Here is a 19507-nt window from a genome sequence, read left to right on the forward strand (position 1 = left end):
CCCCCCCCCCCCCCCCCCCCCCCCCCCCCCCCCCCCCCCCCCCCCCCCCCCCCCCCCCCCCCCCCCCCCCCCCCCCCCCCCCCCCCCCCCCCACCGCCCTATCCGTCCCCGTCGCCCTCGCCTTCGCCCTCGCCGGCGCCGTCCGCCTCCCCGGCGCGCTCACCGGGGCCCAGCCGACGGGCCCGGCCGGGTTCGGCGGTGGTCGCCTCGCCCTGCTCCCCGGTGCCCCGCTCCTCGGCGCCCGGTCCGGCACCCGGGGCCCGGGGGTCGCGGGACGCGTCGTCTTCGTCGTGGTGCAGGGGCACGCCCCCCGCGCCGCCCTGGGGGATCTCGTTCACCGCGGCCTCCTCGTCTCGTGGCCGGTTCCCCGGCCGCTACGCGGGTGCCCGGCCCGGGGCGGGCCAATCGCCGGGCGCCCGCCCGCGCCGTGCGGGGCCGCCCGCCCCTCTACCCCTCCTGCGGGCGCGTGCCGGGGGCCGGTGCCACCGGCAGCCGGGGCAGGGCGTACGGGTGGTGGTCGCGCAGGTAGCCGATGAGGTGCTCGCGCAGCTGGCAGCGGAGCTCGAACGCGGCGCCGCCGTCCGCCGCCGTGGCGAGCACCCGGACCACCATCGTGGTGGGGGTGGTGTCGACCACCTGGAGGGCGCTGCCCTCACCTTCCCACAGCTTGTTGCCGGCCAGGAAGGCGTCGAACTCCTTGCGCAGCAGGGCGACGGGGGCGTGGTGGTCGAGGTGCAGCAGCGCGGTGCCGGTGATCCGGCTGGAGCGGCGCGACCAGTTCTCGAAGGGGCGGCCGACGAAGTAGGACATGGGCATCACCAGGCGCCGCTGGTCCCAGGTCGCGATCACCACGGCGGTCAGGGTGATCTCCTCCACCGTGCCCCACTCGCCGCCGACCACGACCACGTCCCCGATCCGGGCGAGGTCGCCGAAGGCCATCTGGACGCCCGCGAAGACGTTGGCCAGGGTGCTCTGGGCCGCCACCCCCGCCACCACGCCGACCAGCCCGGCCGAGGCCAGCAGGCTCGTGCCGACGCCGCGCACCGCCGGGAAGGTCATCAGGACCGCGCCCAGCGTCACCACCGCGACGACCGCCTGGCAGATCCGGCCGAGCAGGTCGGCCTGGGTGCGGGCGCGCCCGGCCCAGGCCGGGTCGCGGCGGTGCACGGTGAGCCTGAGGGTGCTGTCCACGACCAGCGCCACCAGCCGGGCGCCCAGCCACCCGCCGGAGGCGATGGCGAGGATCACCGCGAGGTGGCGCAGTCCCTCGCGGGCGGCGGGCGGGGCGTCGATCCACGGCAGGGAGGCGAGCAGGAGCGCGCAGGCCGTCAGCGCCAGCAGCGGGGGCCGGCAGCGGCGCACCAGCAGGGGTACGCCGGCGGCGCCCGCGCGGGCGGCCAGACGCCGGGCCGCGAGCTGGGCGATCCGGTCCAGGCCGTACGCGGCGAGCACCGCCGCGGCGCTCGCGAGGGCCAGGCGTAGCAGGCTCCACCCCATCGTGTGTTCTCCCCTTTCTCCCGGTTGCGGCCGGTTTCTCCCGGTCGCGGCCGGTGGTCGTCCGGGTGCGGCGGCGCCCGGTCGCCTGCTCGCCTTTCCCGGCGGGGCGGGGGCATTCCTGCCGGTGGCGCGCGGGGGCGGGCGCCGGGCGGCATGGATGCGGCGTCCGGGGGCAGTCGGGGAGCGCGCGTCCGCGCCGGGTCGGCGACCGCCGGCCCGTGGCCACGGAAGGGAGAAGCGCATGAGCGGGAACGTCGACATCTGGGAGTTCCGCAGTGCCAGCGGCCACCGCGCCGGCACCGACCTCATCGGGTTCCACGTGGAGGCGGAGGACGGCCCCATCGGCCGGGTGGACAAGCTGTCCGAGGAGGTGGGGGCGCAGTACCTGGTCGTCGACACCGGCCCGTGGATCTTCGGGAAGCGGGTGCTGCTTCCGGCCGTCACCGTCACCCGCATCGAGATCGCGGAGCGGAAGGTGTACGTGGACCGTACCAAGGAGGAGATCAGGAACAGTCCCGACCTGGACGCCGAGGTGCCCGCGACGGATCCTGAGCTCCAGGACCGGTACCTGGTCTACTACGGCCCGTTCTACGCCGGCCGCGTCATCTGACCGGTTCCGGGTGCCCGGCCGTCGCCCCGTGCGGGGGCGGCGGCCGGGCGTCGCGTGGGGACGGGCGTCGCGCGGGGGGGGCGGCGAGGGTGGGGTCAGCCGTGGGTGAGCCGCTCGGCGTCGAACTCCGCCCAGACCGTCTTGCCGTGGCCGCCCGGCTCGGCGCCCCAGCGGTCGGCGGTGCGCTGGACGATGAACAGGCCGTGGCCGCCGGGCAGGGCGGGCTCGTGGGGCAGGCGCAGCGCGGGCAGGGCCTGGCTGCGGTCGCTGACCTCCACCCGCAGGCGCCGGCTGGTGGCGTGCAGGACCAGTTCGAGGGGGCCCTCGCCGTGCAGCATGGCGTTGGCCACCAGTTCGGCCACCAGCAGCACGACGTCGTCGCCGAGGCCTTCCGGGTCGCCGGGCGGCCCGGCGTACCAGTCCCCCATGGCCTCGGTGGTGAAGGCCCTGGCCCGGGCGACGGGCTTGGGGACACCGACCAGGGTCAGGCGCCGGCGCTGGCCGCCGGGCGGCAGGGCCGGCCCGACCGGGTGCGCGTCGCCGTCGAGGGTTCCCCGGCTCATCGTCATGTGAGGGCGCCCTTTCGGATCGGCGGCGGTTCGCATCGTCGGTTTCCCGGCGCTTCCGGGATTATGCCTGCCCGGGCGCCGGGTGCGCGGCCCGTGTGCCCGCTTTCCGGTTCGCCGTGCGCGAAGGGGCCGCGGGCGCCGGCCCGCCGGCTCAGGCCGCCAGGGCCGACTCGGTCGACTCGTGGATGGAGAACACCGTGTGGGTGCCGGTGAGTTCCAGGACCCGCATGACGGTGGGCGGCACGGCGGCCAGGTGCAGGTCCACGCCCTTCTCCTCGGCCGCCAGGCGGGTGCGGAGCAGGAGGTTCAGGCCGGAGGAGTCGCAGAAGCCCACCTCGGCGAGGTCGATCACCACCGCGCCGGGCCGGCGTGCGACGAGGTCGGTGAGCGTGTCGGCGGCGGGGTCGAGCGTCTCGATGTCGAGGTCGCCGGCCAGGAGGCAGACCACCGCGCCCGCTGTCGCGGGGCGGGTGCGCACCACCAGCTCCGCGCGGTTCGGGCAGGGCCTGAGCCCCGGGTCCCGCTGGTCGTTGTCGGATGGCATCATCGTCGTCCCCTCCATGTCCGTGCCCTCCGACCTTACGTATGCGGTGTCCCGCTTCCAAGCGCGGGTCCGCTCCCGTGCCCGGGCGCCGGGGGCCCGGGCACGGGAGCGGACGGGGCTCAGTCCTCCTCCAGCCCTTCGCGCAGGCGCCGCAGGGTGCGGCTGAGGAGGCGGGAGACGTGCATCTGGGACAGCCCCAGGCGCGCGCCGATCTGGGACTGGGTCAGGTCCTCGCAGAAGCGCATCGACAGGATCTGGCGTTCGCGCTCCGGCAGGGCGGCGACCAGCGGCTTGAGGGCCACCAGGTCCTCGACCAGGGCCATGTCCCGGTCGTCCTCGCCCAGGCGGTCGCCCAGGGGGCCGGGGCGGTCGTCGTCCTCGGCGGCGGTGTCCAGGGAGCCGGCGGTGTGGCCGTTGGCGGCGGTCAGGCCCTCGACCACTTCTTCCTGGGGGATCTGCAGGTGGTCGGCCAGTTCGGCGACCGTGGGGGCCCGGTCCAGGTCCTGGGAGAGGCGTTCCTGGGCCCTGGCCAGGACGATGCGCAGTTCCTGGAGGCGGCGGGGCACGTGGACGGCCCAGGTGGTGTCGCGGAAGTGGCGGCGGATCTCGCCGAGGACGGTGGGCAGGGCGAAGGTGGTGAACTCGACGCCGAGTTCGGGGTCGAAGCGGTCGATGGCCTTGATCAGGCCGACCGCGCCGACCTGGAGCAGGTCCTCCTGCGGTTCGCGGTGCGCGTTGAAGCGGCGGATCGCGAAGCGGACCAGGGAGAGGTTCATCTCCACCAGGGTGGAGCGCACGTAGGAGTACTCCCGGGTGCCCTCCTCCAGCGTGGCGAGGCGGCGCAGCATGACGCGGGTGAGTTCGCGGGCGTCGGCGGGGGCGATCTCGCGCGGGTTCTCGACGGCGGCGAGTTCCGGTGGCAGGAGGTCGCGCAGTGCGACCGGGTCGGGGGCGGTGGCCGTGCTGGAGGGGCCCTTCGTCGGTGCGGGGGCGGAGGTGGTCAGTTCACCAGTGGTCATGACCATCGGAGTCCTTTCCTCGTGTCGGCACGGTCGAACGCCCTGGATACCCCGCATCTGCCGATCGATGCAGTGACCCGGTGTGAAGATTTTGTGTATTCGCTCGGGTGTTCGATCCTCCGGGTGTCCCCCGGCCGCGCCGTCGCGGGCCCCGGTCGCGTTCCCCGGAGGCGGCGGGGCCGCTCCCCGGAGGCGGCGGGGCCCGTGAACCCCTAACGGGGGGAGGGGTGGTGGAGCCTGCGGGCGGCGGTGCGGATGGCGTGGGTGTACGGGGCGTCGAGGGCGCGGGTGTGGGCGTCGAGGTCGTGGAAGGGCACCAGGGACCTGTGGGTGTCGTCGGTGGTCTGGGTCCAGGCCGTCCAGGCGTTGTGGACGTCCTCGTCGGTGACCTCCTCGCCCTTGGCCTGGAGCAGCACGGCGTAGATGCGGAACAGGTCGTCGGAGCCCGCGGGGGGTGTGGCCTCGGCGGGCAGGCAGGCGCGGATCAGGTCGGCGATCGGGTCGAGGTGGCTCATACGGCCAGTGTGCCGCCGGCGAGCGTGCCGGTGAGCAGGATCAGGTGGGCCGCGGCGAAGATGACCGGCACCGCCCGTTCGCTGGTGCCGAGTTCGGTGTAGTGCCGGTGGTGGCGGCCGGGCTGCGTGCCGTTCCTGAGGATGTCCCACTCGTCGGCGAAGATCTGCGCCGGCAGCCGCTTCTCCAGGTTGTTGATGACCTGGAACTTGGCGCCGTTGAGGTCCCGGTAGCTGCGCAGTTGCATCCACCAGGCGCCGGAGAGGGTGATGCCGGCCAGGGCCACGGCCGTCGCCACCCACCACGGGGACTCGGAGAGCTTGGGGATGCCGAAGCCGACCAGGGTGACGAGCGCGGTCTGCACGGACAGGAAGAAGGTGTTGGCGCTGCCCCGGCGCTCGGAGATCCGGTCGGCCATCTCCACGGCGAGCAGGTACAGCTCCATCAGTTCGGACCGACCGCTCGGCTCCGGCGGCGTGGTCATCGCGCGCTCCCTCGGCAGACGGTGTGCCGGCTCCCCCGGTGCCTTCATCCTTCCCGCCCGCCCGCCCCGCCAGTGCTGCGCCCGTGATGGGGTGTGCGGGTCAACCCGGCTGGTGGGGGCGGTGGTTGCGGGAGGGGCCGGCGGGGTGCGGCGGGCCCGGCGCCACGGGCCCGGTGCCGCGCGCCCGGTGCCGCGGGTTCAGGGCGGGGGCGCCGGGTGGTGCCGGTCCGTCGGGGCGGTGGCGCCGGACAGGGCGTGCAGGGCCGCACCGGCCTGGGCCTCGCCCTCCCCGTACTGGTGGGCGCGGGCGGTGCGCACGGCGGCGGCGAGGTGGAGCTCCGCCTCCTGGGGGCGGCCCAGGGCGGCCAGTGCCCGGCCGTAGAGGGTCTGGAGGACGACCCGGCGGGTGACGGGGAAGGGCGGGTCGGCGACGGCCAGGCCGCGGGCGGCGTGGTGGGCGGCCTCCTCGGGGGCATCGGTGGCCAGGCACTCGGCGGCCAGGTGCTGGCGGGCGAGGGCGACGAGGTCGGCGCGGGCGGCCCGTTCGGCCAGGGCCAGGGCCCGGGTCAGCAGGGCGCGGACCCGGGTGCGGTCGTCGTGGCCGCCGTGGCGGGCGAGGGCGACGGCGAGGTTGACCAGGGCGACGGCCTGGGCGGCGCTGTCGCCGGCCCGGGCGGCGAGGTCGGGGGCGCGTTCCAGGTGGACGAGGGCCTGGTCGGGGCGGCCCTCCTCCAGCAGGACCCAGCCCAGCAGGGCCCGGGCGCGGGACTGGGCGCCGGGGTCGCGGTCGGCTTCGGCGGCGGCCAGGCCGTGTTCGAGCAGCGGCGCCCAGCCGTCGCCGACCTGCCAGACGATCAGCGGCCACTGGAGCAGCACCAGGCGCCAGGCGCGGTCGTGCAGCCCGGCGGCCACGGCCGCCTCGACGGCGCCGCGCAGGGTGTCGCGTTCGGCGGCGTACCAGGCGAGGGCGCTCGCCCGGTCGGGGAAGGGGCGGACCTCGGCGGGGCGGCGGGTGCCCGGCGGCAGGGCGCAGCAGGGTTCGCTGCCGGGCTCGGCGGCGGCGCAGGCGGTCAGGAGGGTGTTGAGGAGGTGGTCGAGCAGGCGGGGCAGGACGTCGGGGTCGGTGTCGCCGGGCAGGCTGCGGGCGTAGAGGCGGACCAGGTCGTGGAGGGTGTAGGCGTCGCGGCCGATCCGGACGATCAGGTGGGCGGTGGCCAGTTGGGCCAGGGCGTCGGCGGCCTCCTCGGGGCGGCAGCCGGCCAGGGCGGCGGCGGTGCGGCTGTCGAGGGTGGTGCCGGTGTGGGTGCCGAGGCGGTGGAAGGTGCGGCGGGCGGGTTCGCTGAGGTGCTGGACGGTCAGGGCGAGGGCGGCGGCGACGCTGGTGTCCTCGACGTCGAGGAGGTCCAGGCGGTCCTGTTCGTCGGCGAGTTCGTCGGCGAGGGCGGCCAGGGTGCGGGCGGGGCCGGTGGCGAGGCGGGCGGCGGCCAGGCGCAGGGCGAGGGGCAGGCCGTCGCACAGGCGGGCGAGGCGGGCGGCGGCCCGGGGTTCGGCGGCGACGGCGTCGGGGCCGAGGGTGGCGGCGAGCAGGGTGACGGCCTGGGGGGCGGAGAGTTCGGCGAGCGGGACGGGGCGGGCGGCGTCGGTGGCGACGAGGCCGCCGAGGCGGTCGCGGCTGGTGACCAGGGTGACGCAGTCGTCGCCGTCGGGCAGCAGCGGGCGGACCTGGTCGGAGCGGCGGGCGTTGTCCAGGACGATCAGCATCCGGCGGGTGGCGGTCAGTTCGCGGTAGCGGGCGGTCATCGCCTCGGGGGTGGCGGGCATCTGTTCGGCGGGCAGGCCGAGGGCGAGGAGCAGTTCGCGCAGGACGGCGGCGGTGTCACGTTCGGGCAGCGGGCTGTGGCCGCAGAGGTCGACGAAGAGGCGGCCGTCGGGGAAGTCCTGGTGGCGCTGGTGGGCCCAGTGGACGGCGAGGGCGGTCTTGCCGACGCCGGCGCCGCCGGTGAGGACGGCGATGGCGCCGGGGGTGTCGGTGGCGCGGTCGAGGGCGGCGAGTTCGTCCTGGCGGCCGGTGAAGCCGCGGGGGCGGCGGGGGAAGGGCCAGGGGGTGGGCCGGGCGGGCGGGGCGGGTGGTGCGGGTCGTACGGGTGCGGGTGGGGCGGGCGGCGTTGCGGGGGCGGGTGGGGCGGGCGGCGTTGCGGGGGCGGGTGGCAGCCGGTCGTCGTGCTCCTGGTCGCCGGGGAGCCGGGCGGGCGGCACCCGGTCGGGGCGGTGCGGCACGGGGGCGGGGTGCGGGGACGGGGCGGTGCGCGGCGGGGCGTCGGTGCGCAGCAGGCGGCCGTAGGCCTCGGTGAGTTCCGGTCCGGGGTCGATGCCGAGTTCCTCGGCCAGGGCGCGGCGGGTGCGGTGGAACCAGTCCAGGGCCTCCGAGCGGCGTCCGGCGCGGCCGAGGGCGTGGATGAGTTCGGCGACCAGGGGTTCGCGCAGCGGGTTCGCGGTGGCCTCGGGGTGCAGGAGGCCGGCGGCGGTGCCGTGGTCGCCGAGCCGGCCGTGGGCGCGGGCCAGTTCCTCGGCGGCGCTCAGCCGCTGTTCCTCCAGGGCGCGGGCGGCGCAGCGCAGCGGCAGGCCGGCGGTGGTGCCGGTGAGGGCGGGGCCGCGCCACAGGGCGAGTGCTTCGCGCAGGACGGTGGCGGCCTGGCCGGCGTCGGACAGGTGGCGGGCGTGGGCCACGAGGTGTTCGAAGCGGGTGGCGTCCACCGCGAGGTCGGGGGTGCGGAGCAGGTAGGCGCCGTTGTCGGTGACGAGTTCGATGCCGGCGTCGTGGGCGTGGTGGGCGGTGAGCAGGGCGCGCAGCGCGGAGACGTGGTTGTGGATGACGGTGCGTGAGTGGCGGGGCGGCTCCTCGTCCCAGAGGGTCTCGGTGAGGCGTTCGACGGTGACCGGTGCGCCGGGGTTGAGCAGCAGCATGGCGAGCAGGCTGCGGCGTTTGGGCGATCCGGCCGCGAGTTCCCGGCCGTCCTCGGCCGTGACGGCCACCGTTCCCAGCAGTCGGAACTTCACGCACCCCCCAGGTGGAATAGGACGAGCATCGAAAATAGGCGATCTGACGGCCCGGAGGTGTCGTGAGGGCGGCGGGGGCCGGACCGCCGCCCCCGCCGCCGGTGGCGCGCTACCGGGCGATGGCGTCGTCCATGGCCCGCTGCCCGTGGGTGACCTTGGGTGAGCCGTCGGTGTGGAGACCCTCCGGGGGCGTCGCGGGGTTGCTTCCCGCTCCGGCGCTCTCGTGGCGAAAGGGGCCGGGGACGTGGACGGTCGGGGTGCTCGCGGTGGCCGCCGGGACGGATCGCGGGGCTAGGTCCGGTCGGCGGGCGGCACACCCGCCCGGACCCGGTGGGCCGAGGCCGGGGGCACGGCGTTCCGCACCGGGGCGGGCGCGGGGGCGGCCGGCCTACGGCTACCCGCCGGGCGGCGGCGCGTGGGAGCGCCGCGGTGGCCCAGCCGAAGCGGAGGGCGCGGCTCCGGGGGCTGTCGCCACCCGTCTGCGCAGCTCACGCCGGGGGTCAGTGGCCGCGGAGCCATCCGCCAGCCACCACAATGGTGCGGACAGTTCTTCGGAAGTACAGAGAAAGCGAAACCTCACCATGGATCTCGGCGTGCGCTGGAAGCTGCACGGTGACGGGCGCACGCCCGCGCCGGGGGCGGTCGTCCGTCCCGACGAACGGCTCTCCTGGCCCCGCACGGTAGGGCTCGGCGCCCAGCACGTGGTGGCGATGTTCGGGGCGAGCTTCGTGGCGCCCGTGCTGATGGGGCTCGACCCGAACCTCGCGATCATGATGTCCGGCGTGTCGACCGTGATCTTCCTGGTGGCCACCAAGGGCCGGGTGCCCAGCTACCTGGGCTGCTCGCTGTCCTTCGTGGGCGTGGCGGCGGTGATCCGGGCGCAGGGCGGCACCAGCGCGACGGTGACCGGCGCGGTGTTCGTGGTGGGCGTGGCGCTGTTCCTGGTGGGTGTGGCGGTCCAGCGGTTCGGGGCGCGCATCATCCACGCCACGATGCCGCCGATCGTCACCGGCGCGGTGGTCATGCTGATCGGCTTCAACCTGGCCCCGGTGACCGCCTCGACGTACTGGCCGCAGGACCAGTGGACGGCGCTGCTGGTGATGCTGTTCACCGGTCTGGCGGTGGTGTGCCTGCGCGGTTTCTGGTCGCGGGTGGCGATCTTCCTGGGGCTGCTGTTCGGTTACGGGATCTCCTGGCTGTTCGACCGGGTCTTCGGGAAGATCCACTCGGTGGACGGCGGCGGGCACGTGAGCGACCACTGGCGCCTGGACCTGTCGGGCGTCGGCAAGGCGGACTGGATCGGCCTGCCGACCCTCCACGGCCCGTCCTTCCAGTGGTCGGCGATCCTGGTGGCGCTGCCCGTGGTGATCGCGCTGGTCGCGGAGAACGCCGGGCACGTCAAGGCGGTCGGCGAGATGACCGGCACGAACCTGGACGACAAGCTGGGCACCGCGATCTCCGCGGACGGCGTCGGCTCGATGCTCTCCACCGCGGTCGGCGGCCCGCCGAACACCACGTACTCGGAGAACATCGGGGTCATGGCCGCCACCCGGGTCTACTCGACGGCCGCCTACTGGGCCGCGGCCTGCTTCGCACTGCTGTTCGGCGTGTGCCCGAAGTTCGGCGCGATCGTGGCGGCGATCCCGGGCGGGGTGCTCGGCGGGATCACGGTGATCCTCTACGGCATGATCGGCCTGCTGGGCGCGCAGATCTGGACCAGGGCCCAGGTGGACCTGCGCAATCCGCTGAACCTGGTGCCGGCCGCGGCGGGCATCATCATCGGCATCGGCAACGTGACGCTGAAGTTCACCGACACCTTCAGCCTCAGCGGCATCGCGCTGGGCACGCTGGTGGTCATCACCGGCTACCACACGCTGCGGGCGCTGGCCCCCGCGCACCTCAAGACGCAGGAGCCCCTGCTGGACGAGGGCACCTCCTCGTACGACGAGGGCAGCGAGGGCGCCGCGGGACCACGCACCCCGTAACGGTCCCGGCACAAAGCGGCGCAGGTGCCCCCCCGGGGGGGCACCTGCGCCGTTTTCCCTTCCCGGCCGTTCACCGGCGGGTGTCGTCGGGGGGATCGTCGGACGGAGGCGGGGGGAGGTAGTAGAGGAAGCCCGCCTCGGTGAAGAGGTCCAGGAGGTTCCGCAGGAGCACCTTCGCCGGTCCCGTGTACGGAGCTTCGCGGGGCGCTGCCCGTTCCTCGCCGTGCTCCTCGGGCGGCGGCAGGCCGGGCCCCGGGGGGATGCTCATGCCGCCGTTCCCGTGGGCGGGGAGGAGGCCCGGATGAAGTCCGCCAGGCGGTCCAGGCCGGTGCGCAGTTCCTCGCGGGTCAGGGAGCTGAAGCCCAGGCGGATGACGTTGGCGCCGCCGTCGCCGACGTAGAACATGCCCATCGGCGCCCAGGCCACGCCGTGGTCGCGGGCCGATCGCTCCAGTGCGGCCAGGTCCGCCTCGAAGGGGACTTCGAGAAGGAGGAAGAAGCCTCCGGAGGGCACGTTCCAGCGCACCCCGTGGTCGGCTTGGGCGGCGGGCGGGAAGTGCTCGGCGAGGCGTTCGAGGGTCAGGTCGAGGTGGCCGATGTAGAGGTCCGCGAGTTCCCGGGTGGCCTTGCGCAGGCTGTGTCCGCACTCGGCGAGCAGACCGCCGATCATCGCCTGGGAGACGCCCGAGGTGTTGACGGTGACCATGCTCTTGACTTTGGCGAGTTCCTCGGCGAGCGGCCGGTTGCCGCCGTCCGCGGCGGTGACCTGCTGGTCGGCCACCAGGTAGCCCACCCGGGCGCCGGGGAAGGCCGTCTTCGCGAAGGAGCCGAGGTAGAGCACCGAGCGGTTGCGGTCCAGCGACTTCAGGGTCGGCAGTTCCTCGCCCGCGCGTCCGAAGAGGCCGTAGGGGTTGTCCTCCAGGAGCAGTAGGTCCTCCTCCTCTGCCACGTCGAGCAGGCGTCGGCGGGCGGGTTCCGTCAGGGTATGACCGGAGGGGTTGGCGAAGTCGGGGGTGACGTAGCAGGCCACCGGCCGCTTCCCGGCCGCGCGGACCCGGCGGGCGGCTGCGGCGACGTCCTCCGGGTCGAGCCCGCCCTCCCGTTCCGGGACCGGTTCGACGGCGATGTCGAGGACCTTCGCGGCGCCGGTGATGCCGACATAGCACGGCGAGACGGTGAGCAGGACGTCGTCCGGTGAGCTGAACAGGCCGCGCAGGGCGACCAGGATCGCCTCCTGGCAGCCGTGGGTGATCAGCACGCAGGCGGGTTCGACCCGGATGGACTCGTCCACCGCGAGCATCCGTGAGACGTCCTCGCGGATGACGCCGGCCGTGGGGCCGTACTGGAAGACCGCCCGTTTGACCCGTTGTTCCGGGATGCCGCGCCCGCGCAGCTCCGCCACGAACCGGTCCAGGTAGCGGTGCAGGTCAGCGAAGTCGAAGTTCTCATCGTAGGGCCGGCCCGAGGCGAAGGAGACGGCTTCGGGGTAGCGGAACGCGGTCTCGCTCAGCAGCCTCATCGAGTCCGTCACCGGGTCGCGGACGCTGGGGTGCAACCAGGCCGGGTCGAGGCCCGCGGGCAGCCTCGGGGCGCGTTCGGGGATCATACGTGAGGAAGGCACGGATGTCCGCCTTTCGAAGCCGGATGTGAAATGCGGCCGGTGCGGCCGTCGAATCCTTCTGGAATGCGTGCCGGATAGGGGCAGTATTCTGGCGCCGGGCGGCCGGTGGAATTCCCGGCGGCCCGGTGCGGTCTCGCGGGGAGGGCACGGGAATTGAACTCGAAATCCAGGGAACGGTCACAGTTGAGTACTGCGGTCTGGAGCTGCTGGAGCCGCGGCGACGGGTCGAGTCCCAACTCGTCGGTCATCCGTTTCCGCAGCCGCTGGTACACCTTCAGCGCCTGCACGCGCCGGCCCGCACGGTAGAGCGCCAGCATGAACTGGCTGTGCAGGTTCTCGTTCAGCGGGTGGTTCCTGGTCAGTTCGGCCAGTTCTCGCAACACGCCGTAGTGCTGACCCAGGCACAGTTCCGCCTCGATCCGGCGCTCCATGGTGACGGTGTGCGATTCCTCCAGCTCCCGCACGAAGGTGTCCAGCATCGGCCCGGGCCGCACGTCGCACAGCGCGCTGTCGCGCCATACCGCGAGCGCGTCCGCGAAGGCGTGCGCGGCCCGGACGTACTCCTTGCCGAGGAGTGCGCTCTCACCGGCGGCGGTCAGGTCGAGGTAGCGGGTGAGGTCGATGTCGGCGGGGTCGACCGAGAGCTGGTAGCCGCCGGTTCTGGTGACCAGGACGTCGGTCGCGCGCTTGCCCTCGCACCCGGCGAGGGCGGACTCCAGCAGCTTCCTGATCTGCATGACATACGTCTGCACGGTGTTGGCGGCGCTGCGCGGTGGAGTGGTGCCCCACAGTTCCCTCGTGATGGCGGACGGGGTCACATACCGATTGGAATTAGCGACGAGCAGGGCGAGCAATTGCCTCGGCTTCATGGCGGTCGGAATGAATGAATTCTCGCCGACCATCGCAGTCAAACTTCCCAGTACCTCGATTTTCATTGCGTGGTGTCCCCCAGTGCTTGAGAAATCCTCCCAACGGCTCCCGTTATACGTTGATCGAGTACGGCGAGTCAAGTACTTTCACCCGCCGCAAGGGAACGGGGACGCGCGCCGGCGCGGGCCGCCCAAAAGCGGCGGCAGCGGCATTTGGACAAACCATCCGGCGCCAAGATGGCCGAAGAGTGCCGGGTCGGCGGTCAAATAATTGGTGGATTCGCGGCCGCCTGGTAAAGGTCGCGAATTCTGGAATTCAGACACCCCGGATGGCCGGATGGCATCGGTCCAGGCGCGGGCCCACGAGGCGGCGCGCGGGCCGCCGGACCGGGGGTCCGGGGGGCAGGTCAGCCGGCCGTCGCCTCGAAGAGGGCCATCGAGCCGTGGACCGTGATGCGGTGCTCCGGGAACCGCTTGGACAGTTCGGCGTCGAGCTGGGCGAGGGAGTCGTGCGCGTTGTCCATGTCCTTGTCGCGGTTCAGCGCCTCCAGGGCCTTCGGCGCCAGCAGCCCGTGGCGCACGCCGTGGGCCAGCACCGTACTGCCGAACACCCGCCCGCCCGGCGCCAGGTAGGGCAGGACGTGGTCGAAGGCCACCGCCTTGTGCGCCATGCCGCCGGGCAGGCAGTGCAGCAGCAGGTTCATGCCAACCGAGTCGAACCGCAGGTCGCCCAGGTCCAGCGGCTGCAGCACGTCCCGGCGAAACGCTGTCGGCCGGTGCTCGGCCAGCCGGGCCGACGATGTGCGCAGCACCTCGGGGCTGAGGTCGACCAGGGTGATCTGCGGGCTGTCCGAGGGGAAGGCGCAGCGGCGCAGGAAGTATCCGGTTCCCGGGCCGATGTCGAGGTGCCGGGCACCCACGTTGCGCTCGTACTGGCGGGCCATGCGCCGGCGGGAGCAGCGCCACACCGCCGGGCAGACGACGCCCAGGATCCACAGGTCGTAGACGGCGAGCATCCGCCTGCTGTAGCTCTGCACTCCGGCCAGCACCCGTTCCTGGGTCGGCTCCTGTCCGCTCTCCTGGCGCTGCGTCACCGGCCCGCACGTCCCTCGGCGTACTCCTTTGTGAGCCGCAGGTTGCTCATGCTGTTGTTGGTGAGCACACGGCGCAGGTAGTTCCGGGCGTCCTGGACGGTCGTGCCCTCGCCCAGCACGCCGAGCGCCGACTCCTTGACCGTCGCGGTGTGCCGGGTGCTGGCGATGACGCCCTCGGGTGTCTCGGTGAAGGCCCAGTGGCCGGTGTGGGCGGTCAGCAGGAGCGGCAGCTTGGTCTGCTTGTACACGATCTTGCGGTAGGGCAGGCAGATCCGCACCGAGCGGGTGGTGTGCCGGTGCGCGCCGTCCGGGTCGGAGGTGTCCATGTCGAAGAACTGCACCCCGGGTTCCGGCTCCTCCAGGGTGAGGGCGGCGACGTGCGGCATCCGCTGGGGCCACTTGTCGGCCTCCAGCAGGTAGGTGTACGCATCCTCGACGGAGCCCGCGAGGAACAGCGGGTCCTCGAAGGCGAGGGTGCGGCGGCTGATGTCGTCCCGGTTCTGCGCCGCGTGCTTCAGGGTCCGCAGGTAGGCGAGGGAGCCCTGGCGCAGTTTCTCCCGCTGCAGCGCGGCCAGAGCGGAGTCCTCCTCCAGGAGGACGAACTCGTGCTCCATGGCCACGTCGACGGCGGCGCCGTCGACGGACTCGAATGTCCAGGCGCCCCGGACCTCGGCGAACGGCGCGGAGGCCGGCTCGTGGGCGAAGGCGATCGTGTCGCCCTTGTCCCAGCGGCGCATCAGCCAGTGCCGCACGGACCGGTCGCCGGCCAGTGCCCACTGCCGGACGAGGCTCTCATTGCCCCTGCGTTCGACGTACTCGGCGTGCACCGCCGTGGGGTGCAGGTGGGACCAGCCCTCGACGTCCTCGATCAGGGCCCGGACCACCTCCACGCCCGCCTCGATGCGGATGCGCTCCTGTGTCCGGTGAACGGTGCGGCTCGCCATGCGTTCCTCCGTGTTCGGCCGTATGCGGCGGCGTGGGACCGGTGCGGTCGCCACCACGCCCATCGTGTGGCCGGGTGCTGGAATGCCGATGTACTGGCGATGAAGACCGCGGCCGCCCTGCTCGATCGGCTTTCCACCGGCGACCGGGACCGTGGGAGCCGACCGGACCGGGCGGCCCCTGCGGGACCCCCTGCCACCAGGAGGAAGGAACGTCGCATGCCCAGTGCACCGTTGCCCGAGAGCGCGGTCTCCGATCGGCTGTACGTGGAGGTCCAGCGGTTCTACGCCACCCATCTGCAACTCCTCGACGATGGCGAGGCCGACCGTTGGGCGGCGACCTTCACCGAGGACGGGACCTTCGAGGTGCCCACCCTCGGCGAGCCGGTGCGCGGCCGGGCCGCGCTGGCCGCCGCGGCGCGCCGCGGCGCGGCCGACCGCGAGGCAGCCGACGAGGTGCACCGGCACTGGCACGGGATGATCCGGGTCGACGCCCGCGAGGACGGTGCGCTCGACGTACGCTGCTACGCCCTGGTCTTCGTCTCGCCCAGGGGCGGGCCGTCCCGGCTGCACCGGGTGTGCGTGTGCCGGGACGTGCTCGTGCGCGAGGCGGACGGACTGCGGGTGCGCAGCCGGTACGTCACCCGGGACGATCTGCCGGTGGTGTGACCCGCTGTGCCGTGGTGGCCGCGGGAGTTGTCGTGGTTCGAGACGAAGGAGGCCCCGGGTGGGGCGTGAACGCATACCTGTGCTGATCGTCGGCGGTGGCTCGGTCGGGCTGGCCGCCGCGGCATTCCTGGCCGCCCGAGGGGTGCGGCCGGTCGTCGTGGAGCAGCGAGCCGGGCTGTCCGGGCATCCGCGGGCCACGTCGGTCGGGCCCCGTGCCTGGGAGGCGCTGTTGAGCACCGGGCGCGCCGGGGAGTTCCTCGCCGTCGCCGAGCGGCGCAGCGAGAGCCGTCCGCCGATCAAGGCGCGGACCATCGCCGAGTACGATCCCGGCGCCGGCCCGCGGGCGGATGTGTCCCGGGAGTTCCTGGACGCGATCGAGGGCTTCACCCCGGTCGCCGATCTCGGCGGCTGCGGCCAGCACCGGATCGATCCGATCCTGCTGCGCGCGGCCGAGCAGGGCGGGGGCGAAGTGCGCTGGGGGGTGCGCATGGTGTCGCTGTGCCAGGACGGCGACGGGGTCGCGGTGACCGTCGAGGACACGGCGACCGGGCGCAGGTCCGTCGTCGAGGCCGAGTACGTGGTGGCCGTGGACGGGGCCGAGAGCGCGACACGGGAGCAGGTCGGCATCGCCCGCAGCGGGCAGGGGGTGGTCGGCGGCCACCACGTCAACGTGCTGTTCCGCGCGGACCTGGGCGATCTGATCGCCGGTCGCGGTTTCTTCTCCCCCGCGTTCATCACCCATCCCGAGGCGGGCGGCATGCTGATCGCGCTCGACGAGGGCGACCGCTGGTGCTACCACATCATGCTGGCGCCGGACGGGCGGGCCGTGCCGGAGGACTACACCGAGGAGCGGTGCCGGGAGGTGATCCGTACCGGGCTCGGCGTGCCGGAGCAGGAGCTGGAGGTCCTCAGCATCGCGCCGTGGCGGCCGACGGCGTGGCTGGCGGACCGGTTCCGTGCGGGGCGGGTGTTCCTGGCCGGTGACGCCGCGCGGACGCTTCCGCCGGTCGGTGTCTTCGGGCTCACCACCGGCATCTGTGACGCCTACAACCTCGCCTGGAAGCTGGCGGCGGTGCTGGGCGGGTGGGCGGGGCCCGGTCTGTTGGACAGTTACGAGGCGGAGCGGCGGCCGAGGTCGGCGTTCCTGCTCGACCAGGTGCTGCTGCGGATGCGCCACCCGGAGCTGCACTGGGGCGGTACGCCGGCCGAGCGGACGGCGGCCGGGATCATGGAGCACGCCGTCGCGCACCTGTGCGACCTGTACGACTCCGCGGCGGTCGTCGGGCCTCGCACCGAGCCGCTGTCCCTGGTGGACGCCGGGAGCAACCTCGACGGCTCGCCAGGCACACGGGTGCCGCACCTGTGGCTGGAGCGGGGCGGGCGGCGGCTGTCCACGGTGGAGTTGGCGGCCGGCGCGTTCACGCTGCTCGCGGGCCGGGCCGGTGACGCGTGGGTGCGGGCGGCGCGGGCGGCCGGGGAGGCGGTCGGTGTCCCGGTCACCGCCGTGGCGCTCGGTTCAGACTCTCGGCCGCGTGTCGTGGAGGGCTCCTGGGAGGACGTCGCCGGCATCGGCGAGCAAGGTGCGCTGCTGGTGCGGCCGGACGGGCAGGTCGCCTGGCGGTGTGCGGGGGCCGGCTCGGATCACGGGCGGCTCCTGGAGGGGGTGCTGCGTCAGGTCCTCGACCGCTGAGGGGGTTCGCGGACACGGCTGGAGCCCGTACGTCACGGGGGACGGTGGACGTACGGGCCCCAGGTCTGTGTGCCCGGCCGGGTCCGGGGCCCGGCCAGGCGGCTTCTTCCTAGGCCGGTGCCGCTGCCGGCTGCGCGCGGCGCCGGCGGGCTTCGAGGCGGACCAGGACGGCGGAGGGGATCAGGACCGCGGCGGTGGTGGCGACGATCCACCAGTGGGTCTGGGCGACGGCGGCTGCGGTGCCGGCCGGGGTGTCCGGGCCGGTGGCGAGGCGGTGGGCCAGCAGTGCGGTCAGGATCGAGGTGCCGCAGGAGCCGCCGATCCGCTGGAGCATGTTGAAGATCGGCATGGCGTGCGGGATCTGGTCCTTGGGCACCATGACCAGGCCGGTCGCCAGCGCGGGGGTGGTGGTGAGGCCGATGCCGCAGCCCCGCACCACCTGGACGAGGGAGAGCCACCAGTAGCTGTCGTGCTCGCCGACCAGGGCCAGCGGAATCGTGCCGACGATCGTGACGACCAGTCCGGTGAGGATCACCCGGGCGCCGCCGATCCGGTCGGTGAACCAGCCGGCCAGCGGCAGCGCGGCCACCGTGCCCAGGGCCAGCGGGGCGGTCAGCAGGCCGGTGTCCACCAGGGACTCATGCCGGGCCCTGAGGTAGTACTCCGGCAGCACGATCATCGCGCCGAACAGCGCGGCGCCCATACAGAAGATCACCACTCCGGCCGAGGAGAACGCGGTGTCCTTGAACAGCCGCAGGTTGAGCAGCGGGGAGCGGGCGCGCAGGGCGTGCACGACGAACCCGGCCAGCAGCGCGGCACCGGCGAGTACCAGGACCGGCGCCAGCGCGCCGGTGGAACCGCCGCTCTCGCCCAGCTCGGAGACCCCGAACACCAGGACGGGCAGCCCAGTCATGACCAGCGCCAGTCCGGGCCAGTCCATCGGCAGCGACTGGCGCTCGGTCTGCCGCGGCAGCCAGCGCAGGCCGGTGAGCAGGCTGACGACCGCGACCGGCACGTTCACCAGGAACATCCACTGCCAGCCGAGGCCGTCGGCGAGCAGGCTTCCGAAGAGGGTGCCGAGCACCGGGGCCAGGTAGATCGGGATGCTCAGCACGCTCATCATCCGGCCGAGCCGCTTGGGGCCGGCGGCGGTCGCGAACAGGATCTGCCCGGCGGGCACCAGCAGCCCGCCCGACAGGCCCTGGATCACCCGGAACGCGATGAGCATCTCGATCGAGGTGGCCGCCGCGCACAGCGCCGAGAACACCGCGAAGAGGGCGACGCACACCAGCCACAGCCGCGCGGCCCCGTAGCGCCTGCTCGCCCAGCCGCTAACCGGGATCATCGTGGCCTGGGCGATGAGGTAGCCGGAGGCGATCCACTGGGTGGTGGCCAGCGGTGCGCCCAGTTCGTCGCCGACGGTGCCGAGGCCGACGTTGACCACCGTTGAGGTGAACATCGACATGACGCCGCCCAGCGTCAGGATCACCGACAGTCTCCACAGCGCCGGGGTGATCCGCTCGTCGTCAGGGGCTAACGCCCCGTCCGTTCGCGCCGGTTCGGTCTTTGCCATCGGGTTCCGACCCGCCCTCTCCTCGGTGCTGTCCAAAAAAGTTAACGGCGCTAATATTTGGGACGGTGGGCAGACTTGTCAAGCGCGTTCGCGAGAGGAGAGGGTGTACGCGTGGTGGTGAGACGTGAGGGCTACATCAGGGCGGCCCTGGAGCTTCTGGACGAGGTCGGGCTGAGCGGCCTGACACTGCGCAGGCTGGGCGACCGGCTGGGAGTGCAGGGCCCCGCCCTCTACTCCCACTTCCGCAGCAAGCAGGACCTGCTCGACCAGATGGCCGAGGTGATGCTCGACGACAAGCTGGCCCTGTTGGACGACGTGGAGCGCTACGCCGACTGGTCCGCGTGGCTCGCCGACCGCGCCCGGGTCATCCGCCGCGGCCTGCTGTCCCACCGGGACGGCGCCCGGCTGCACGCCGGGTCGCGGCCGACCGACGGCTCCTCCATGCTGCCGCTGATCAAGCCGCTGGTGGCGGCCGGATTCAGCGAGCAGGACGCGGTGTACGCGGTGCTCTCAGTCAGCCGCTACACCCTCGGCTGCGCGATCGACGAACAGCAGCGCCCGGACGGGGAGGCACCGGACGGGACCGACGAGGACGCCGAGAAGTCCTTCGAGCTCGGGCTGAGAGCCCTGATAGGGGGATTGCGCACGCTCGTCCCGGCATAGCCGGCCCTCGCGGCCCGGGGGGGGGGGGGGGGGGGGGGGGGCCCCCCCCCCCACACCCCCCCCCCCCCCCCCACCCCCCCCCCCCCACACCCCCCACACCCACAAAACTT

The 19507-nt window shown here is 73.7% G+C and carries 19 protein-coding genes; 5 read left to right on the forward strand and 14 right to left on the reverse strand.

The window, feature by feature from the left end; genetic code table 11:
- Window positions 1–98: 98 nt before the first annotated feature.
- Window positions 99–338: a hypothetical protein gene (locus tag ACZ55U_RS36460; RefSeq protein WP_465533450.1), complete on the reverse strand. Its 240-nt coding sequence runs from the start codon at window positions 336–338 to the stop codon at window positions 99–101.
- Window positions 339–447: 109 nt separating this feature from the next.
- Window positions 448–1497, reverse strand: a complete 1050-nt coding sequence (locus tag ACZ55U_RS36465; protein ID WP_465533452.1) for a mechanosensitive ion channel family protein — start codon at window positions 1495–1497, stop codon at window positions 448–450.
- A gap of 241 nt (window positions 1498–1738) precedes the next feature.
- On the opposite strand from ACZ55U_RS36465, the gene ACZ55U_RS36470 reads away from it, so the two are divergent.
- Window positions 1739–2107: a PRC-barrel domain-containing protein gene (locus ACZ55U_RS36470; RefSeq protein ID WP_465533454.1), complete on the forward strand. Its 369-nt coding sequence runs from the start codon at window positions 1739–1741 to the stop codon at window positions 2105–2107.
- Window positions 2108–2202: 95 nt separating this feature from the next.
- Here ACZ55U_RS36470 and ACZ55U_RS36475 read toward each other — a convergent pair whose 3' ends face one another.
- The 6 genes from ACZ55U_RS36475 to ACZ55U_RS36500 all read right to left on the reverse strand — a co-directional run bounded on the left by ACZ55U_RS36475 (window position 2203) and on the right by ACZ55U_RS36500 (window position 8293).
- A complete protein-coding gene (locus ACZ55U_RS36475) occupies window positions 2203–2676 on the reverse strand; it encodes an ATP-binding protein (protein ID WP_465533456.1) in 474 nt (157 codons plus the stop codon).
- Window positions 2677–2827: 151 nt separating this feature from the next.
- Window positions 2828–3223 (reverse strand): STAS domain-containing protein, encoded by a 396-nt coding sequence (locus ACZ55U_RS36480; protein WP_465533458.1) that lies wholly within the window; start codon window positions 3221–3223, stop codon window positions 2828–2830.
- A 116-nt stretch (window positions 3224–3339) separates the two neighbouring features.
- Complete coding sequence (locus ACZ55U_RS36485; RefSeq protein WP_465533460.1) at window positions 3340–4239, reverse strand: SigB/SigF/SigG family RNA polymerase sigma factor; 900 nt, start codon at window positions 4237–4239, stop codon at window positions 3340–3342.
- A 212-nt stretch (window positions 4240–4451) separates the two neighbouring features.
- Window positions 4452–4754, reverse strand: coding sequence for a DUF7701 domain-containing protein (locus ACZ55U_RS36490; RefSeq protein WP_465533462.1), 303 nt, complete (start codon window positions 4752–4754; stop codon window positions 4452–4454).
- Entirely contained in the window at window positions 4751–5236 is a 486-nt protein-coding gene (locus ACZ55U_RS36495; protein WP_465533464.1) for a RipA family octameric membrane protein, read from the reverse strand. The genes ACZ55U_RS36490 and ACZ55U_RS36495 overlap by 4 nt, the downstream gene beginning before the upstream one ends.
- A gap of 198 nt (window positions 5237–5434) precedes the next feature.
- Entirely contained in the window at window positions 5435–8293 is a 2859-nt protein-coding gene (locus ACZ55U_RS36500) for an AfsR/SARP family transcriptional regulator (RefSeq protein WP_465533466.1), read from the reverse strand.
- 581 nt (window positions 8294–8874) lie between these two features.
- On the opposite strand from ACZ55U_RS36500, the gene ACZ55U_RS36505 reads away from it, so the two are divergent.
- A complete protein-coding gene (locus ACZ55U_RS36505; protein ID WP_465533468.1) occupies window positions 8875–10278 on the forward strand; it encodes a uracil-xanthine permease family protein in 1404 nt (467 codons plus the stop codon).
- A gap of 70 nt (window positions 10279–10348) precedes the next feature.
- Here the strand turns inward: ACZ55U_RS36505 and ACZ55U_RS36510 are convergent, their stop codons facing one another.
- From ACZ55U_RS36510 to ACZ55U_RS36530, 5 genes are all read right to left on the reverse strand, one after another.
- A complete protein-coding gene (locus ACZ55U_RS36510; protein ID WP_465533470.1) occupies window positions 10349–10546 on the reverse strand; it encodes a hypothetical protein in 198 nt (65 codons plus the stop codon).
- Window positions 10543–11898 carry an aminotransferase-like domain-containing protein gene (locus ACZ55U_RS36515; protein WP_465533472.1) on the reverse strand — a complete coding sequence of 452 codons (1356 nt, stop codon included), beginning with the start codon at window positions 11896–11898 and terminating at the stop codon, window positions 10543–10545. The genes ACZ55U_RS36510 and ACZ55U_RS36515 overlap by 4 nt, the downstream gene beginning before the upstream one ends.
- On the reverse strand, window positions 11880–12833 hold the full coding sequence (locus ACZ55U_RS36520) for an AfsR/SARP family transcriptional regulator (RefSeq protein WP_465533474.1): 954 nt from the start codon (window positions 12831–12833) through the stop codon (window positions 11880–11882). The genes ACZ55U_RS36515 and ACZ55U_RS36520 overlap by 19 nt, the downstream gene beginning before the upstream one ends.
- Window positions 12834–13174: 341 nt before the next feature.
- Window positions 13175–13861: a class I SAM-dependent methyltransferase gene (locus tag ACZ55U_RS36525; RefSeq protein ID WP_465533476.1), complete on the reverse strand. Its 687-nt coding sequence runs from the start codon at window positions 13859–13861 to the stop codon at window positions 13175–13177.
- The gene (locus tag ACZ55U_RS36530) at window positions 13858–14805 is read right to left on the reverse strand and encodes an aromatase/cyclase (RefSeq protein WP_465533478.1); all 948 of its coding nucleotides are present in this window, start codon (window positions 14803–14805) and stop codon (window positions 13858–13860) included. The genes ACZ55U_RS36525 and ACZ55U_RS36530 overlap by 4 nt, the downstream gene beginning before the upstream one ends.
- A 216-nt stretch (window positions 14806–15021) precedes the next feature.
- On the opposite strand from ACZ55U_RS36530, the gene ACZ55U_RS36535 reads away from it, so the two are divergent.
- Window positions 15022–15471, forward strand: a complete 450-nt coding sequence (locus ACZ55U_RS36535) for a nuclear transport factor 2 family protein (protein WP_465533480.1) — start codon at window positions 15022–15024, stop codon at window positions 15469–15471.
- A 58-nt stretch (window positions 15472–15529) separates the two neighbouring features.
- Window positions 15530–17161, forward strand: a complete 1632-nt coding sequence (locus ACZ55U_RS36540; protein ID WP_465533482.1) for an FAD-dependent monooxygenase — start codon at window positions 15530–15532, stop codon at window positions 17159–17161.
- 109 nt (window positions 17162–17270) lie between these two features.
- Here the strand turns inward: ACZ55U_RS36540 and ACZ55U_RS36545 are convergent, their stop codons facing one another.
- Complete coding sequence (locus ACZ55U_RS36545) at window positions 17271–18734, reverse strand: DHA2 family efflux MFS transporter permease subunit (RefSeq protein WP_465533484.1); 1464 nt, start codon at window positions 18732–18734, stop codon at window positions 17271–17273.
- A 111-nt stretch (window positions 18735–18845) separates the two neighbouring features.
- Between ACZ55U_RS36545 and ACZ55U_RS36550 the strand changes: the two genes are divergently transcribed.
- Window positions 18846–19397: a TetR/AcrR family transcriptional regulator C-terminal domain-containing protein gene (locus ACZ55U_RS36550; protein ID WP_465533486.1), complete on the forward strand. Its 552-nt coding sequence runs from the start codon at window positions 18846–18848 to the stop codon at window positions 19395–19397.
- The last annotated feature ends 110 nt before the right edge of the window (window positions 19398–19507 follow it).

This window comes from Kitasatospora sp. NPDC034533 (assembly GCF_055575155.1).

What these genes read in the sequence shown, in the direction of transcription:
- ACZ55U_RS36465 (WP_465533452.1), bottom strand. Translation starts at nt 1,497, where the DNA reads ATGGGGTGGAGCCTGCTACGCCTGGCCCTCGCGAGCGCCGCGGCGGTG.
- ACZ55U_RS36470 (WP_465533454.1), top strand. Translation starts at nt 1,739, where the DNA reads ATGAGCGGGAACGTCGACATCTGGGAGTTCCGCAGTGCCAGCGGCCAC.
- ACZ55U_RS36475 (WP_465533456.1), bottom strand. Translation starts at nt 2,676, where the DNA reads ATGACGATGAGCCGGGGAACCCTCGACGGCGACGCGCACCCGGTCGGG.
- ACZ55U_RS36480 (WP_465533458.1), bottom strand. Translation starts at nt 3,223, where the DNA reads ATGATGCCATCCGACAACGACCAGCGGGACCCGGGGCTCAGGCCCTGC.
- ACZ55U_RS36485 (WP_465533460.1), bottom strand. Translation starts at nt 4,239, where the DNA reads ATGACCACTGGTGAACTGACCACCTCCGCCCCCGCACCGACGAAGGGC.
- ACZ55U_RS36490 (WP_465533462.1), bottom strand. Translation starts at nt 4,754, where the DNA reads ATGAGCCACCTCGACCCGATCGCCGACCTGATCCGCGCCTGCCTGCCC.
- ACZ55U_RS36495 (WP_465533464.1), bottom strand. Translation starts at nt 5,236, where the DNA reads ATGACCACGCCGCCGGAGCCGAGCGGTCGGTCCGAACTGATGGAGCTG.
- ACZ55U_RS36505 (WP_465533468.1), top strand. Translation starts at nt 8,875, where the DNA reads ATGGATCTCGGCGTGCGCTGGAAGCTGCACGGTGACGGGCGCACGCCC.
- ACZ55U_RS36510 (WP_465533470.1), bottom strand. Translation starts at nt 10,546, where the DNA reads ATGAGCATCCCCCCGGGGCCCGGCCTGCCGCCGCCCGAGGAGCACGGC.
- ACZ55U_RS36520 (WP_465533474.1), bottom strand. Translation starts at nt 12,833, where the DNA reads ATGAAAATCGAGGTACTGGGAAGTTTGACTGCGATGGTCGGCGAGAAT.
- ACZ55U_RS36530 (WP_465533478.1), bottom strand. Translation starts at nt 14,805, where the DNA reads ATGGCGAGCCGCACCGTTCACCGGACACAGGAGCGCATCCGCATCGAG.
- ACZ55U_RS36535 (WP_465533480.1), top strand. Translation starts at nt 15,022, where the DNA reads ATGCCCAGTGCACCGTTGCCCGAGAGCGCGGTCTCCGATCGGCTGTAC.
- ACZ55U_RS36545 (WP_465533484.1), bottom strand. Translation starts at nt 18,734, where the DNA reads ATGGCAAAGACCGAACCGGCGCGAACGGACGGGGCGTTAGCCCCTGAC.